Source organism: Arsenicibacter rosenii, assembly GCF_001870735.1.
In the GTDB taxonomy this organism is placed as follows: domain Bacteria; phylum Bacteroidota; class Bacteroidia; order Cytophagales; family Spirosomataceae; genus Arsenicibacter; species Arsenicibacter rosenii.
Genome location: NZ_MORL01000011.1, coordinates 86,230 through 100,263, shown reverse-complemented (window position 1 = coordinate 100,263; position 14,034 = coordinate 86,230). Strand labels below are relative to the sequence as shown.

General features: G+C 50.9%; 15 protein-coding genes and 1 tRNA gene. 8 read left to right on the top strand and 8 right to left on the bottom strand.

Annotated elements, in window-relative coordinates:
* Positions 1-46 precede the first annotated feature (46 nt).
* Positions 47-880, bottom strand: coding sequence for an outer membrane beta-barrel protein (locus BLX24_RS19090; protein ID WP_229201849.1), 834 nt, complete (start codon positions 878-880; stop codon positions 47-49).
* Positions 881-989: 109 nt separating this feature from the next.
* Positions 990-2,645 (bottom strand): glucose-6-phosphate isomerase, encoded by a 1,656-nt coding sequence (pgi, locus tag BLX24_RS19085; protein ID WP_071504787.1) that lies wholly within the window; start codon positions 2,643-2,645, stop codon positions 990-992.
* A gap of 269 nt (positions 2,646-2,914) precedes the next feature.
* On the opposite strand from pgi, the gene BLX24_RS19080 reads away from it, so the two are divergent.
* Positions 2,915-3,598: a hypothetical protein gene (locus BLX24_RS19080; RefSeq protein WP_071504786.1), complete on the top strand. Its 684-nt coding sequence runs from the start codon at positions 2,915-2,917 to the stop codon at positions 3,596-3,598.
* Here the strand turns inward: BLX24_RS19080 and BLX24_RS19075 are convergent.
* From BLX24_RS19075 to BLX24_RS19065, 3 genes are all read right to left on the bottom strand, one after another.
* Positions 3,587-4,414, bottom strand: a complete 828-nt coding sequence (locus BLX24_RS19075) for a helix-turn-helix domain-containing protein (RefSeq protein ID WP_071504785.1) — start codon at positions 4,412-4,414, stop codon at positions 3,587-3,589. The two genes, BLX24_RS19080 and BLX24_RS19075, sit on opposite strands and share 12 nt — an antisense overlap.
* Before the next feature lie 413 nt (positions 4,415-4,827).
* A complete protein-coding gene (locus BLX24_RS19070; RefSeq protein ID WP_083422066.1) occupies positions 4,828-5,604 on the bottom strand; it encodes a glycoside hydrolase family 25 protein in 777 nt (258 codons plus the stop codon).
* 79 nt (positions 5,605-5,683) lie between these two features.
* On the bottom strand, positions 5,684-6,319 hold the full coding sequence (locus BLX24_RS19065) for a peroxiredoxin (protein ID WP_071504784.1): 636 nt from the start codon (positions 6,317-6,319) through the stop codon (positions 5,684-5,686).
* A 212-nt stretch (positions 6,320-6,531) separates the two neighbouring features.
* Between BLX24_RS19065 and BLX24_RS19060 the strand changes: the two genes are divergently transcribed.
* From BLX24_RS19060 to BLX24_RS19045, 4 genes are all read left to right on the top strand, one after another.
* Positions 6,532-6,984, top strand: a complete 453-nt coding sequence (locus BLX24_RS19060; protein ID WP_071504783.1) for a DUF3299 domain-containing protein — start codon at positions 6,532-6,534, stop codon at positions 6,982-6,984.
* 117 nt (positions 6,985-7,101) lie between these two features.
* A tRNA-Ala gene (locus tag BLX24_RS19055) sits at positions 7,102-7,175 on the top strand.
* A 142-nt stretch (positions 7,176-7,317) separates the two neighbouring features.
* Positions 7,318-7,572, top strand: coding sequence for a GIY-YIG nuclease family protein (locus tag BLX24_RS19050; RefSeq protein ID WP_071504782.1), 255 nt, complete (start codon positions 7,318-7,320; stop codon positions 7,570-7,572).
* A 47-nt stretch (positions 7,573-7,619) separates the two neighbouring features.
* Positions 7,620-8,180 (top strand): NUDIX hydrolase, encoded by a 561-nt coding sequence (locus BLX24_RS19045; protein WP_071504781.1) that lies wholly within the window; start codon positions 7,620-7,622, stop codon positions 8,178-8,180.
* Positions 8,181-8,198: 18 nt separating this feature from the next.
* On the opposite strand, the gene BLX24_RS31750 is transcribed toward BLX24_RS19045, so the two are convergent.
* Together BLX24_RS31750 and BLX24_RS19035 are read right to left on the bottom strand one after the other, a co-directional pair.
* The gene (locus BLX24_RS31750) at positions 8,199-8,771 is read right to left on the bottom strand and encodes a C40 family peptidase (protein WP_083422065.1); all 573 of its coding nucleotides are present in this window, start codon (positions 8,769-8,771) and stop codon (positions 8,199-8,201) included.
* Positions 8,772-8,837: 66 nt separating this feature from the next.
* On the bottom strand, positions 8,838-10,157 hold the full coding sequence (locus tag BLX24_RS19035; RefSeq protein ID WP_071504844.1) for an alkaline phosphatase D family protein: 1,320 nt from the start codon (positions 10,155-10,157) through the stop codon (positions 8,838-8,840).
* 148 nt (positions 10,158-10,305) lie between these two features.
* Between BLX24_RS19035 and lysA the strand changes: the two genes are divergently transcribed.
* The 3 genes from lysA (at position 10,306) to BLX24_RS19020 (ending at position 13,287) form a co-directional block, all read left to right on the top strand.
* Positions 10,306-11,583, top strand: a complete 1,278-nt coding sequence (lysA, locus tag BLX24_RS19030; RefSeq protein ID WP_071504780.1) for a diaminopimelate decarboxylase — start codon at positions 10,306-10,308, stop codon at positions 11,581-11,583.
* 61 nt (positions 11,584-11,644) lie between these two features.
* Entirely contained in the window at positions 11,645-12,358 is a 714-nt protein-coding gene (locus BLX24_RS19025; RefSeq protein ID WP_071504779.1) for a YebC/PmpR family DNA-binding transcriptional regulator, read from the top strand.
* A gap of 125 nt (positions 12,359-12,483) precedes the next feature.
* Positions 12,484-13,287 (top strand): SDR family oxidoreductase, encoded by an 804-nt coding sequence (locus BLX24_RS19020; RefSeq protein WP_083422064.1) that lies wholly within the window; start codon positions 12,484-12,486, stop codon positions 13,285-13,287.
* Here BLX24_RS19020 and BLX24_RS19015 read toward each other — a convergent pair.
* Positions 13,284-14,000: a GAF domain-containing protein gene (locus tag BLX24_RS19015; protein ID WP_071504777.1), complete on the bottom strand. Its 717-nt coding sequence runs from the start codon at positions 13,998-14,000 to the stop codon at positions 13,284-13,286. The two genes, BLX24_RS19020 and BLX24_RS19015, sit on opposite strands and share 4 nt — an antisense overlap.
* Between the last annotated feature and the right edge of the window lie 34 nt (positions 14,001-14,034).

The window sequence follows — 14,034 nt, the reverse complement described above, 5'->3', positions numbered from 1 at the left end:
GCCCGTTGAGGGCAGCCAGGTGATGAAGTATAATCCGGCACGCTTGTTAGAAGCGGAAGCCTAAGTTAAATGCCAGAATCCGGCGTTTGGTGTCGGCACCATTGTCAAATACATTAGCAAAACCGTGGTTATATACGGCATCTAATGTGAGCGGACCAAGGTTTATACCAGCGCCTACCAACCCGTTCAGGATCGTACGGTTCAGGTCATCTTTACCCAGCTGGAAATTGTTGTTGCCAATCGCTACCAGCGAAGCTAACTCGGCACCAGCCTGAATCCGCAGCCCTGCCACACCACCGATCCGTAAACCTACATAAGCAGGAATAGCCAGGAAGTGCTGATCGATTTTACCACGAACTTCGCTTACCGTTGTTCCTGAACCGGAGCGAATCAGGTTCGACGTTGAATTGCGGTATTCCAGACCGATTTGCCCGAATACCGTACCGCCCGAACGACCATAAAGACCAGCCTGCCAACCTGCGCGGTATGCGTTATCTGGAATCGGCTCATTGATGAAGCGTGAGAAATTCACCCCGGCGTAGATACCGAAACGTCCCTGCTTGCCGTCGGCGCGCGTGCCGTTCCGGTCTTTTGAGTCACTGCTGTAATCGGTCGTAGTCGTCGTGGTGGTGGTGCTGTTGTAGCTGTTCCGCGAGTTCATGTCCGACGAGCCTGTATTGTTCATGCCGTTGTCGTATGTAGTCGTCCCGGTTGTCGATGTATTGTTGTTGTACATCGGCGTACTCATTGTCGCCCCATTATTCGCACGGTTGGTCGAATCATAGGTTGTCGTTGTAGTAGTGGTTGTCGACGAGTTCATGGTCTGACCATATACGGCACCGGCGCCCAACAGGCAAAGTGCAAATACTGACTTTTTCATAGCGTTCATAACGTTTGTTGAGTTGATAAGTAAGCTAGACGGACCAGCCCAAAAAAAGGGTGCAATCAGCTGATCACACCCCATTAACAGAGCAGTAAGTTGCAATGTTTTAAAAATTTCTCATCTGCTTATAAAAATTAATCAAACCGTTGGTTGAGCTGTCGTGCGAACTGATGGCGTCATCTGTCTCTAACTCAGGCACAATACGGTTAGCCAGCTGCTTGCCAAGCTCTACACCCCACTGATCGAAACTAAAAATATTCCAGATTACGCCCTGTGTGAAAATTTTATGTTCATACATCGCAATCAGGCTGCCGAGTGCGCGTGGCGTGATCGTTTTGAGTAGAATAGAGTTGGTCGGGCGGTTACCGGAGAAAGCTTTAAACGGCGCCAGAAACGCAATCTCTTCGGGCGTTTTTCCTGCTTTTTTGAGCTCATAGGCGGCTTCTTCCTCGGTTTTGCCGTTCATCAGGGCTTCGGTTTGTGCAAAAAAGTTTGACAGCAGGAGCTTATGATGTTCGCCGATCGGACGATGGCTGACAGCCGGTGCAATAAAGTCGCACGGGATCAGTTTTGTCCCCTGGTGAATGAGCTGATAAAACGCGTGCTGACCGTTAGTACCTGGTTCGCCCCAGATAATCGGGCCCGTCTGGTAATCGACCGGATTGCCGTCGCGGTCCACCGATTTTCCGTTACTTTCCATATCGCCTTGCTGGAAGTAAGCAGCGAAACGGTGTAAATACTGATCGTATGGTAAGATAGCCTGCGACTGGGCACCGAAGAAATTATTGTACCAGATGCCAAGCAGGGCGAGCGTTACCGGAATATTCTGGTCGAAAGCGGCTGTCCGGAAGTGTTCGTCCATGGCATGGGCACCGTCCAGCAGCTCAGTGAAATTATCAAAGCCAATGTAGCAGGCAATTGACAGGCCGATCGCCGACCAGAGTGAGTAGCGGCCGCCGACCCAATCCCAGAACCCAAACATGTTTTCGGGGTCAATACCGAATTTTTCTACTTCTTTTTTATTGGTCGAAATCGCTACGAAGTGCTTCGCCACGGCCGCCTCATCACCGGCTTTTTCGAGGAACCAGCTCCGTGCCGAGTGGGCGTTGGCCATTGTTTCCTGCGTAGTAAAGGTTTTCGACGCGATCATAAACAGCGTAGTCTCCGGATTGACCGTTTGCAGCGTTTCGTAAATATGTACGCCGTCGACGTTGGATACGTAGTGGACATTCAGGTTCGGGAGCGCATAGGGCTTAAGCGCTTCGGTAACCATGACCGGACCCAGATCCGATCCGCCGATACCGATATTGACAATGTCGGTGATGACTTTACCCGTATATCCTTTCCAGTCACCGGAAGCGATCCGCTCCGTAAAGGTCTTCATCTGCGTCAGCACCGCATTTACGTCAGGCATTACGTCTTTGCCATCCACCAGAATCGGCCGGTTGGCGCGGTTACGCAGGGCTACGTGCAAAACCGCCCGTCCTTCGGTAGCGTTAATGGCGTCTCCGCCGAACATTTTGCCGATTGCCTCGCTCAGACCGGCCTGTTCGGCTAATTGAACCAGCAGGGCATGGGTTTCGGCCGTAATCCGGTTTTTCGAAAAGTCGACCAGCATGTCTTCGAAACGAAGCGAGAACCGGGCAAAGCGTTCCGGATTGTCGGCAAACAGGTCGCGCAGGTGTTTCGGCTCGATTTCGGCGAAATGGCTTTTCAGCTGCGCATAGGCCGGCAGGTTCAAAAAGGAGTGATTCGTAAGCATGGGCTAAATTCAGTGGTTTGTTTGATGGGCGAATATCGGAATTTTGCCGGTAACGATAAACGTACCGCTTCTCAGGGGGGTAGAAATAACGACATAGAGACCGGAAAACTGCCTGACGCGAACCTGCCTCCCCGCCTTGAAAAGTGCGCTGAACAGCCTGAAAAACCTTGTTTTAACGATAAAAAAAGCGTATTTTAGTGTACTAAACGAGGTGCATGTCACCCCACCTTCTCACACAAATCTACATTGAACGCCTGCACGTTTTGCCTATGGAAAACACTTACGCGCTACCTGTTCTTCCTGACATTTTCGTTGATGCCTATGCGCCTGAACGGGTTCAGACGCTCCCGTTTTACTTTGCCGTGGTGGATACCGAAACCGAATTGATCCGCTTTCGGGAGGCCTACCGGCGCTTGTCGGGCAATGAAGTACCCATGCCCTACCTGCGGTCAGCGTTTGTCATTCAGTTTTACCGGGGCTGGGAGTGTGTCGGCGGGTTTGTGCTGAACACTGTCGAACGGCAGCCGCTTCGTTACTTTTCTTACCTGAAACCGGGTCTGGCCGAAAAACTGCTCGATGCCAGCGACCTGCATGCTGCCGATATTGTCGAATCATGCTGCAACTGGCTGAAACCAGGGTTGCCGCTCCGTTATAAGCTACAGTTTTACCTTGTTATGCTGAATCAGGCAAGGCGGCTGGCGATTGGAACCGGTAAAACCGTATTAATGGGCGGTAGCATTGAGAAAAAAGTCAAAATGCTGCAGAAGATGGTCATGTCCCACTCCTTCTACCACGGCGAAGTGTTTACCGACGGTGGCGAAACCAACGATGACACAAAGCTCCTTGAAATCTATACAACGCCCATCCGGCGGATGCGTACCCGGCTGGTACGGGCCATGGTCCGGAAGTTTATCCTTGAACCATTGGCCCATACGCGGTTTTCAGGACAATAACCGGTTTTTCTGGAGAAACGTACTGACATCGCGGGCCGTTTTAACCGGCAGATCGTCCCCGAACATTTGTTTTGCCTTAGTCAGGATCGTTTTATGATATCCCTGAATGGTCAGGGGTTGTGTCTGCGTCGCCTGCGCGATTTCTTTAGCGGTAAGCGAACCCTGCTGATCAGCGGCATAGAGCCGGAGAATTTCCATTTCCTTGGGTGAAAACAGATTCTGTTTGGCTGGCAGGTTGGCAAACAACTGCCGGATGATCTGATTGTATGCCTGTTCCTTAACGGGATCAACATCCAGAAACCGCGGATTCAGGGGTTCTCCTTCGTACTCTTTCAGAATGACAAATTCAGAAAGATAGGCCGTAATCTTCCCATCCTGATTGAGCTGCCAGGGCGAAATGGTTCGTTTGAGCAGTAATGTCCGGCCATTGGCGTGTTGCAGAGGGATGTTAGACACAAGCTTAGGGCTCAGAAACGACGTTGACGTATGGTCTGCCATGCGAAAGGTCTGTTTGCCCAGCAATGTGATCAACTGGAGCATACCGCCATTCGGAATCATGCTGAGGTACTTACGGAACGTAAAGATATCATCCTTGTATCCGAGGGCTTCTAGTCCTGTGGCATGGGATAGGGTCAGAGTCACAAAATCGACGACGAAAAAGAATTGTTCGGTACGAAGCCCCTGCTTCAGCTTGTTCAGTTCGTCTGCCTGTAGTTCCGGCGAAATAACTTTTTGAAAAGAATCAGGATCGGGGTAAAGTGTGTTTACAAAGGTTTGGATACGCTTGTATTCCTCTTCAACGGTAAAAAGCTGCATAAAAAAGTAAGCACGGTTACGTATAGCGGCAAATACCCCCAGGGTAGGGGATGTTGGTTAATACGCACCGACGTAAATTTGTAACAAGTTTTAAAGCACAACACAACTTAGCAAGTTTTGCTGATTCTTTAAAATCTACACCAGAAAATGAATCAGCAAGGCAGGCATTAATAGCCGGCTTATCCACGCTCCGACACATCCACATCACCTGAAGGCGCCCTGTTTTCGCAGGACGCTTTCGGCGTTTTATTAAAGAGTGACAGAACGAAAAAACGAAAGAGCGGATGTGTGTACCGGCATCTGCCGGAAAACGGTAAGGACAGTCAGGACATCAGGAAAGGTAAAAGATACTCTGTGTAACTCCGTGCCATTACTCCGTGTCCTCTGTGGTTAAAAAGCTGTGGTTTAAAAACTTACAGACAAATCTCCGTAATCCGGTCGGGTTCGGCAACGAAGGCATTGAAATCGACCTTGCCGCGTATTCCGTCGACCCAGCCGCTTTGGTTATGCTGCCAGATATACAGCTGGTCTGCGTCGTATTTATTGAGGTGGGTATTCGAGTAGTCGGCAATCCAGAGCGGGTACTTATCGAAGTTGCCTTTGATGTAGCGTTTATACAGCGTTGCGTTGGTGTAGATAATCGGCTTGATCTCGTAATGGTCTTCAATGGCTTCCAGCCACGTTTTTAGTCCGTCAATCAGCTCCTCATCGGGAACACCGTTGATTACCTCAAAATCCAGCACGGGTGCAAAGTCGCCTTTCGACAACGAAACACGATTAATGAAATTATTGGCCTGCTTGATCGGGTCGCGGGTTGGGTGGTAGAAGTGATAGGCACCCCGTAAAATATTGGCGTTCTTCGCCTCCCGCCAGTTAATCGGGAATTGTTTGTCGCTCAGCGTTGCGCCTTCGGTGGCTTTGATGAACACAAAATGAATCTTAATGCCTTCGGCCCGCATGTTCTTCACTTTCGTCCAGTTGATCCGGCGGTTGTGTTTAGATACATCGATGCCGTGGAGGGCAAAATGCATTGGCATCCTGATACCAAAGGCTTTTACAAAACGCCAGTCTTTGTTGGGTTCGCCAAAACACGAACGCAACACCCACCATGCTGAAAGAATCAGCAGCAGGATCGCAATCCAGAATGAATTTCGGCGGGACAAAATGCGGGCCAGTACGCGGCTTTTCATGAATCAGCAATTTCGGGCCATAAAAATACAAAAGGTGAGCCATTAGCTCACCTTTCCGCATGCAGGATTACACAACCGGCTATTTGTTAGGCTGAGGGGTTACCCGCAGGTATGGTTTTACAAACGTAACGCCTTTCGGGAATTTTCCTTCCAGCTGATCGTTCGGAACCGCCGGCGTCACGATCACATCTTCGCCTTCTTTCCAGTCGGCCGGCGTGGCTACCTGATAGTCAGCCGTTAATTGAAGGGAGTCGATGACACGCAGGATTTCGTTGAAATTCCGGCCGGTAGAGGCAGGGTAAGTCAGCGTCAGTTTGATTTTTTTGTCAGGACCAATGATAAACACCGACCGAACCGTTGCCTTTTCGCTGGCGTTCGGGTGAATCATGTCGTATAACGTAGCCACATGCCGGTTTTCATCGGCAATGATCGGGAAGTTAACTTCAGTATTGTTGACTTCATTGATATCCGGTACCCAGCGGTTGTGCGATTCCAGATCATCAACCGAAACGGCGATTACTTTCACATTACGTTTTTCGAATTCGCCTTTCAGCAGTGCCGTTCTGCCAAGTTCGGTCGTACACACCGGTGTAAAATCAGCCGGATGTGAGAAAAGAAGACCCCATGAGGTACCAAGCCATTCGTGAAAATTAATGTGTCCCTGTGTTGTGTCGGCGCTGAAATCAGGAGCAATATCGCCTAAGCGGAGTGACATAATGAACTGTGGTTTAGTTTATAAAATCTATCAACTTTATGTATTAACTAGTAAACTGAAAAACCGGCTTTTGGGGCCGGTTATGTTACTAAAACCAAAGGAATTCTGAAATAGTTCGTAATTTTTTTATATACTGTCCAGTATTGTTTTCGCTTTGGAACCAAGCTTTGTATTTTTACGTACTCATTGAACAAGCTGACCTTGATAACTCTATGAAGCGTTTAGTGCTTTTAACGACCCTTCTGGGCATTTTTCTGACTGGTTTTCGTCCTGCAACGTTCGAGCCAATTAAGCTTACCTGGGAAACTCTGCGTGATGTGACCTTCAAAAAGAAGTGGTATCCGGAAGAGTCAGTGTACATGCTGTATCCGACATTTGGTCCAAGTGTGCAGAAACTGAACGGCAAACCTGTAGAGTTGACAGGGTATGTACTGCCGGTTGACCTTGAAGCCAATCTGTATGTACTGTCGGCTTTCCCGTACAGTGCGTGTTTCTTCTGCGGGGGGGCGGGTCCTGAATCGGTCGTTGCCCTGAAGTTTAAAAAGTCGGCTCGTAAGTTCAAAACCGACGAGCGCCGGACATTCCGCGGTACCCTGAAGCTCAATGCCGACAATATTTACGAATTGAATTACATTATTGCCGACGCTGAAATGCTTGAGCAATAGATGATAACATACTGAATGTGAGTAAAAAGGCCCTCAGGGGCCTTTTTTTATAGAAAAAGTTGCGGTTGAGAGTTGACAGGAATCAACAAAATTCTCATATTTGCACCCACAAAACGCGGGGGTATAGCTCAGTTGGCTAGAGCGCTACAATGGCATTGTAGAGGCCGTCGGTTCGAATCCGACTATCTCCACAAATACAGTCAATAAAAAGCCGCTACGATTAGCGGCTTTTTTGTTTCTTATGCTGTAAAAAATTCCCGATAAGTCGTATTTTAGCAAACTACAAGTACGTAATTAACGAGCAAGCGTTGAAACTTCTCGTGTGTCAGATACATGCATACTGTCTATATCATTTACAGCGAGCCGCTTGATGCCTATCACATCGGCCTGGCTCGTGATCTGAAAATCGCGCTTTGGCAGCATAATGCAAAAGCAGTTCCGGCCACTGCCGACGGGAAGCCCTGGGTACTGAAATTCTCGAAAAGTTTTGAAACGCGTAAAGAAGCGCAAAGTCTCGAAATGAAACTCAAACACCGGAACCGGGAGTTTTGGGAAGAATTGATACAGTCGGCCGCTGTAGGTCAGTAAACCTTTGAAACACATCTGCCACCGAGAGGTGGCATTTTTTTTGACATATGGTTCTCCTGGAATTATTCGATGAAGCGAATCAGCCGCTTGGCATCACAAAAGAAAAGGCGGCAGTACATATCGACGGGGACTGGCACCGCACCTCGGAAATCGTTGTGATTAATCCGCAACATGAAATTCTGCTGAGCCTCCGGCATCCGGATAAAAAATACCTGCCCAACTTCTGGGATGTTTGTCTGGGTGGCCACCTCGACCCCGGCGAAAGCTATGAGTCGGCGGCGCGTCGTGAGCTCAAAGAAGAAATCGGCATTAAACCGGCAAAGGGCGAACTGGTTTATCTGGGCGTCATGGATGTGGTAGCGATTGATCCGGCGTGCCGGCTGATTGACCGTGAACATGCCGGGGTCTTTGTCTGGCCGGCCGATGTGCAGCCCGACGCTTTAACCATGCAGCCGGATGAAGTTGCTGACCTGAAATGGGTAGCTATCGACGCGGTGATCGCAGACATAGACAGTGAGTTGCCCTCCCTGCGGTTTACGCCGCCCCATCATACGTACCGGGAAACATTACGATGGGTAAAAAAATGGCTCAGTACCCGTCAGGCATAAGCTGACAGGTACTGACGCTCAGAAAGGCCGGACTGCTTTCACAAACCGGCCTTTAAAATAGTCGGTAAACAGGTTGTCTTCGCGTACGCCCCGCGACGAAGACGCATGAATAAACCGGATGTCTGCCCTGCTGCGCACTTCCGTTACAATGCCCGTATGGGAAATATAGCCCGCTTTGCCTTTGTCCGGCACAAAAAACAACAGATCGCCGGGACGGACTTTATCAACCTCAACTTCATAGCCAATCTCTGACTGCTGCCACGAAATGCGCGGCATCTGCAACCCGACCGTATTGAATGCGGCATAGAGCAGCCCCGAACAGTCGATGCCGGACGTGGAGGTACCGCCTGACCGGTAGGGCGTCCCGGTATAGGTCCGGGCAATACTGACGACTTCGCGGGCATATTGCCGCTGATAGGTGGCCGCATCGACAACCTTGCCCGCCGGTTTAGCGGCGCCCGGTCGTGTGCCCGGTTTCGGGGCCGGATTCCGGTAAACGACCGGCTCCGGTTTCGACCGGAACAGGCTGCATGAAGTAAGCAGAAACAGAAAAACAAAGGGCAGGAAACAGGTAGTTTTCAGTTGTTGCATACGGTTCGATGCTTATGAAATTTCTGTAAGGTTGTCAGGAAACGGTACAGATACAACGAAAAAAAGCTATTTCAATTGACTGGCTTTAATCTCCTGCACCCATTTTTCTTTACCGTTACTGTCGTAAACCGTGACTTTCAGCGCTCTGTCTTTCATGGGGCCGGTGATGTTCATCATCGCAAAATTACGTTCCGTTACCAGCGTACCTTCCACCACGGTCGGTTGTTTCAGTTCGTCGGCCAGTGGTTTGGCGGGCCCTGATGTCAGCGGCGAAATGGTGAAATCGTAGAGCGGATAGGTACCGGGGCGGTCGAGCTTGTGCACAATCGAGTGGTGACGGTCGCCTGTGATAAAGATAACCCCCGGAATCTTCGCATCGGTAATGGATTTGATCAGGCGGTTGCGCTCGTCGCCAAAAGTAGCGTAAGTTTCATACACCGCCATCGGGTTAATCACCTGTCCGCCGATGATCACAAACTTAAACGGCGCCTGACTGCTGCTGAGGGCATCAATCAGCCAGTCGAACTGCTTCTGACCAAGCATGGTACGCTCCACCGTTTTCAGATCGTTCGGGGTGCGGTAGGTCCGGTCGTCGAGCAGGAAAAACTGGCAGTCATTCCAGAAAAAGGTACCCGTACAGCCTTCGTTAAAAATGTAGTTCGGGTTAGCCCAGAACAGTTTAAAGGCTTCGAGGGTAATCGGCTTAAACCAGTAGGCCCGGTCGGAGTCGTTGGGGCCGAAATCGTGGTCGTCCCACATGGCGTAGTTGTGGGTAGACCCAAGGAGCGGCTGCATTTCCGGCAGAGAGCGGGTGTGGGTATACCGTCGTAAAACGCCCGAACGCGTATTCCAGTCGACCTCGCGGAGGTAGGTATTATCGCCGGTCCAGAGCATGAAATCCGGCTTTTTAGCGGCAATGCTGGTGAAGATTTCGTAGTTGCCGCCGTATGGTGTGCCCGGGCGGTCGACGTCCGGCTCGTTGACGTATGCGCAGCTACCCACCGCAAACTGAAATGCCGGCGGATCGGTACGCCACTGCCAGAGCGTCTGGGTCTGGAACGTGGTCGGGTAATTGAGCGCGACTTTCTTGCCGTTGATCAGCACCTCATAGTCATATTTTTTACCAGGCTGTACCTGATCGGCCAGTAAATGAGCCGTAAAGGCCGTTTGTTTAGCCGTCTGTACTTCGTCAGTCAGAAAGGTTTGTTTCGGGGCGGCCTGGTCCCAATACCGGATCTGTACCCGGGCAGGCTCCTTTGTTTGGGCCCAGAGCATTACCTCACGCATCTCGGAATAACCCACCATCGGGCCCGATTGCAGCGGGGATTGGGCATAGGCGGCGACCAGCAGCAACTGGCACAGGAAGAGAAGAATTGTTTGTTTCATAAAAAATGAATTAGGTGCCAATCCGTCACACCAGCGACAGGAATCAGCAAATTTGTTGATGCACAGGCCAGCATTTCCGGTCAGCCAAAGCAAAAGGAATTTTTAACGATTATATTTGCACTTCTTTTTGAAAAGACACCGCAAGTCGATGCAGTTAGCACAAAACCGTTATACCATTCAGGGCGTTGATGTACTGGAAATTGCCGAAGAGTTTGGCCTGCCATTGTACGTATACGACGCTGACAAAATTATTGAAAAAATCGGTGTACTCCGGTCGTCATTCTCCGGTGCGCCGGACCGCGGGGTTAACCTTAAGATAAAATACGCGGCCAAAGCGCTGACCAACCTGTCGATTCTGAAGCTGATGCGTATGCAGGGCATCGACATCGAAGTAGTGTCGGTCAACGAAGCGCGGCTGGCATTGCTGGCGGGTTTCGAACCGGCGCAGATTATGTTTACGCCGAGCGGCAACGCCTTCGCCGAGATTCAGGAAGCAATCGGCATGGGGCTGAAACTGAACGTCGACAGTATTCCGTTGCTGCAGCAGATCGGTGAGGTATACGGCGGTTCGGTGGCTGTTGGTCTCCGGATTAACCCGCACATCACCGAAGGCGGTAATGTAAAAATACAGACGGGCCACGTTGATTCTAAATTCGGTATTTCGGTGTTGCAGCGGGCTGACATTCAGGACGTCGTGAAGCAATACGGCATGACGGTCATCGGGTTGCATGTTCATACCGGCTCTGATTTTAAAAATGCCGATGCGTTCCTGAAAGGGGCTAATGTCTTGTTCGAGCTGGCATCGGATTTTCCGGACCTGCAATTCCTGGATTTTGGCAGCGGGTTTAAGGTGGCCTACAAGGAAGGCGACCACTTTACCGATGTAGCCGATCTGGGCGCAAAGGTGTCGGCAGCCTTTCAGGCGTTCTGTGCCGGCTACGGCCGTGAGCTGGAGCTTTGTTTCGAGCCGGGTAAGTTCCTCGTGAGCGAATCGGGTCACCTGCTGGTGAACGTAAACGTGGTCAAACAAAACCCGAACCGGACGTTTGTTCAGGTAGATTCAGGGCTGAACCACCTGATCCGGCCGATGATGTACGACGCATGGCATGACATCGTAAACGTGTCGAATCCGGCAGGAGACCACCAGCGGTATAACGTGGTTGGCTACATCTGCGAAACCGACACGTTTGCCACCGATCGGGATCTGCCGGAAGTGCGCCCCAACGACGTACTGGCGTTTAAAAACGCGGGGGCCTATGGGTTCTCCATGGCCTCTAACTACAACTCGCGGCCCCGTCCGGCCGAGGTGCTGGTCTACGACGGCAAGCCGTATCTGATTCGTCAGCGCGAAACGTTTGACGACATCCTGCGCGGACAAGTAAATTTATCTGTACTGAATGAAGCGGCGACTGTGGCCGGTGAGTAAAAACTCGTCGCGGTCAGGTTTGCGTATCATCAATTGACTTATAATTTTTTCATTTCACAAAATGGGAAGAGCATTTGAATACCGTAAAGCACGGAAAATGAAGCGGTGGGGGCAGATGGCAAAAACCTTCACCCGAATTGGTAAAGATATCGTTATCGCGGTTAAAAGCGGCGGACCAGACCCTGACACCAACGGCCGTTTGCGGGCGGTGATCCAGAACGCGAAAGCGGCAAACATGCCGAAGGAAAACGTTGAACGGGCGATTAAAAAAGCATCCTCGAAAGAGCAGGAGGATTACAAAGAGCTTACCTACGAAGGCACAGGTCCTCACGGTATCGCGTTTGTGATTGAAACCGCCACCGACAACCAGAACCGTACGGTAGCCAACGTACGCAGCTACTTCAATAAAGTGGGCGGAACGCTGGGTACATCCGGCATGAATGACTTTTTGTTTAACCGGAAAAGTGTATTCCAGATTTCGGCTGAAGGCGTTGATGCGGACGAGCTTGAGCTGGAATTGATTGATTTCGGTGCCGAAGAGTTTGAGTTTGACGAAGAAGCCAACGAAATCGTCATCTATGGCGGGTTTACATCATTCGGCGGTATTCAGAAATACCTTGAAGGAAAAGGCTATGAGCTGAAACGCGCTGAATTTGAACGGATTCCGACAATAACAAAAGAACTGAGCGAGGAACAAATGGCGGACGTTGAGAAGTTGATTGACAAGCTCGAAGACGACGACGATGTGCAGAACGTTTACCACAACATGGTGTAACGCGATCGCATTCAGATAAAAAGGCCCTGAGCAATCAGGGCTTTTTTGTTTGTCGTCCGGAAGGATATTCCGTGTGCAGAAAATAAATTTTTGCGGCACTGCGTCTCCTTCCGGGTTACAGGGGTATGATACACACAATGGGAAGAGGCGATCTGGTCGGCAAGGTGGCACTGGTGACCGGCGCGGGTTCAGGAATCGGGAAGGCAGCGGCGCTGCGCTTCGCACAGGAGGGTGCCAAGGTGGCTGCACTGGGCCGGACAAAGGACGAGTTAACCAAAACGGTTGACGAAATCGAAAAAGGGGGCGGTGTCGCCAGAATAATCCTGGCTGATATTGCCAAACCAGCTGATATGCAGCAGGCTGTCGCCGATATCGAAGAGGCCTGGGGGCAGCTCGATATCGTGTTTGCCAATGCCGGGGTGAACGGCGTCTGGGCACCCCTCGAAGAACTGGAGCCCGAAGAATGGGAAAAAACGGTGCAGATTAACCTGACAGGTACCTTTCTGACGGTAAAATATGCCATTCCGCTGCTGAAAAAAGTAGGCGGCTCGATCATCATTACGGCTTCGGTCAACGGCACCCGGATTTTCAGCAATACCGGTGCTACGGCCTATTCGAGCACCAAAGCCGCGCAGGTGGCTTTTACCAAAATGGCTGCTCTGGAGTTGGCCAAGTACAAAATCCGGGTCAACGTGATTTGCCCGGGAGCGATCACAACCGAAATTGACGACAGTACCGAAAGGCGGGGTATTGAGGCCGAAAAAGAACCGGTCGAGTTTCCGGAAGGCAATATTCCGTTAACCGACGGGGAACCCGGAACGAGCGAACAGGTTGCTGAACTGGCCCTGTTTCTGGCCTCTGACCGCGCAACCCACATCACCGGCACACCGATCTGGATCGATGGCGGTGAGTCGTTGCTGATGGGCTAGGATAACAGGCTGGTCCCTTTTTTGATCTGGTCGCAGGCGTCTTTGATGGTATTTAGCGGCAACAACTGATCGTCGCGGGTTACCAGCTTGGCCATGCGCTGTGTATTCGCCTGAATCGACAGGATATTGGGTTCCAGTGTGTTGGCAATAAACAGCCGGAATCTGGCTTTGCGCTCCCTGACAATCTCGATCTGGCGCTGGTGTTCGGCTAGTTCCAGCCTCGTACGGTGCAAAGTAAGGTAAGCATTAACCAGTTTGGCCAATGTTTTCAGCGACAGAATCTGATTATCGGTTAGCGTACGGGGGCGGCTGTCGACCACACACAGTGAGCCAAGGGCATAGCCATCGGGATCGGTTAGCGGAATACCGGCGTAGAAAATAACGTACGGTGCGCCGGTGGTCAGCGGGTTGTCGGCAAATCGTTCGTCGAGGCGTGCATCCTGCACAATCAGCGGCTCATCGGGTTTGAGAATCGTATGGGCGCAGAACGAGTGTATGCGCGGGATATCGCCATCGGCAAGGCGTTTTTTAGCTTTTGTCCATTGACGGTCTGTGTCAATCAGGTTAATGGCCGCGATGGGTGTCCGGCATATTTCGGAGGCGGTCCGGACAATGTCATCGTACGTTTGTTCCGGGAGCGTATCCAGGATATTGTATGAGGCAAGAGCCTTGAGCCGAGCCGATTCGTTGGCCGGTAACGGAGCTGGTTTCATTACGTTGAGGTCAGTATTCACTTGTAAAAATGTG

Bases quoted from the DNA above. Each gene is read 5' to 3' on its own strand.
- BLX24_RS19060 (WP_071504783.1), top strand. From the start codon at position 6,532: ATGAAGCGTTTAGTGCTTTTAACGACCCTTCTGGGCATTTTTCTGACT.
- BLX24_RS19065 (WP_071504784.1), bottom strand. From the start codon at position 6,319: ATGTCACTCCGCTTAGGCGATATTGCTCCTGATTTCAGCGCCGACACA.
- BLX24_RS19050 (WP_071504782.1), top strand. From the start codon at position 7,318: ATGCATACTGTCTATATCATTTACAGCGAGCCGCTTGATGCCTATCAC.
- BLX24_RS19075 (WP_071504785.1), bottom strand. From the start codon at position 4,414: ATGCAGCTTTTTACCGTTGAAGAGGAATACAAGCGTATCCAAACCTTT.
- pgi (WP_071504787.1), bottom strand. From the start codon at position 2,645: ATGCTTACGAATCACTCCTTTTTGAACCTGCCGGCCTATGCGCAGCTG.
- BLX24_RS19070 (WP_083422066.1), bottom strand. From the start codon at position 5,604: ATGAAAAGCCGCGTACTGGCCCGCATTTTGTCCCGCCGAAATTCATTC.
- BLX24_RS19015 (WP_071504777.1), bottom strand. From the start codon at position 14,000: ATGAAACCAGCTCCGTTACCGGCCAACGAATCGGCTCGGCTCAAGGCT.
- BLX24_RS19080 (WP_071504786.1), top strand. From the start codon at position 2,915: ATGGAAAACACTTACGCGCTACCTGTTCTTCCTGACATTTTCGTTGAT.
- BLX24_RS19035 (WP_071504844.1), bottom strand. From the start codon at position 10,157: ATGAAACAAACAATTCTTCTCTTCCTGTGCCAGTTGCTGCTGGTCGCC.
- BLX24_RS19045 (WP_071504781.1), top strand. From the start codon at position 7,620: ATGGTTCTCCTGGAATTATTCGATGAAGCGAATCAGCCGCTTGGCATC.
- lysA (WP_071504780.1), top strand. From the start codon at position 10,306: ATGCAGTTAGCACAAAACCGTTATACCATTCAGGGCGTTGATGTACTG.
- BLX24_RS19020 (WP_083422064.1), top strand. From the start codon at position 12,484: ATGATACACACAATGGGAAGAGGCGATCTGGTCGGCAAGGTGGCACTG.
- BLX24_RS31750 (WP_083422065.1), bottom strand. From the start codon at position 8,771: ATGCAACAACTGAAAACTACCTGTTTCCTGCCCTTTGTTTTTCTGTTT.
- BLX24_RS19025 (WP_071504779.1), top strand. From the start codon at position 11,645: ATGGGAAGAGCATTTGAATACCGTAAAGCACGGAAAATGAAGCGGTGG.
- BLX24_RS19090 (WP_229201849.1), bottom strand. From the start codon at position 880: ATGAAAAAGTCAGTATTTGCACTTTGCCTGTTGGGCGCCGGTGCCGTA.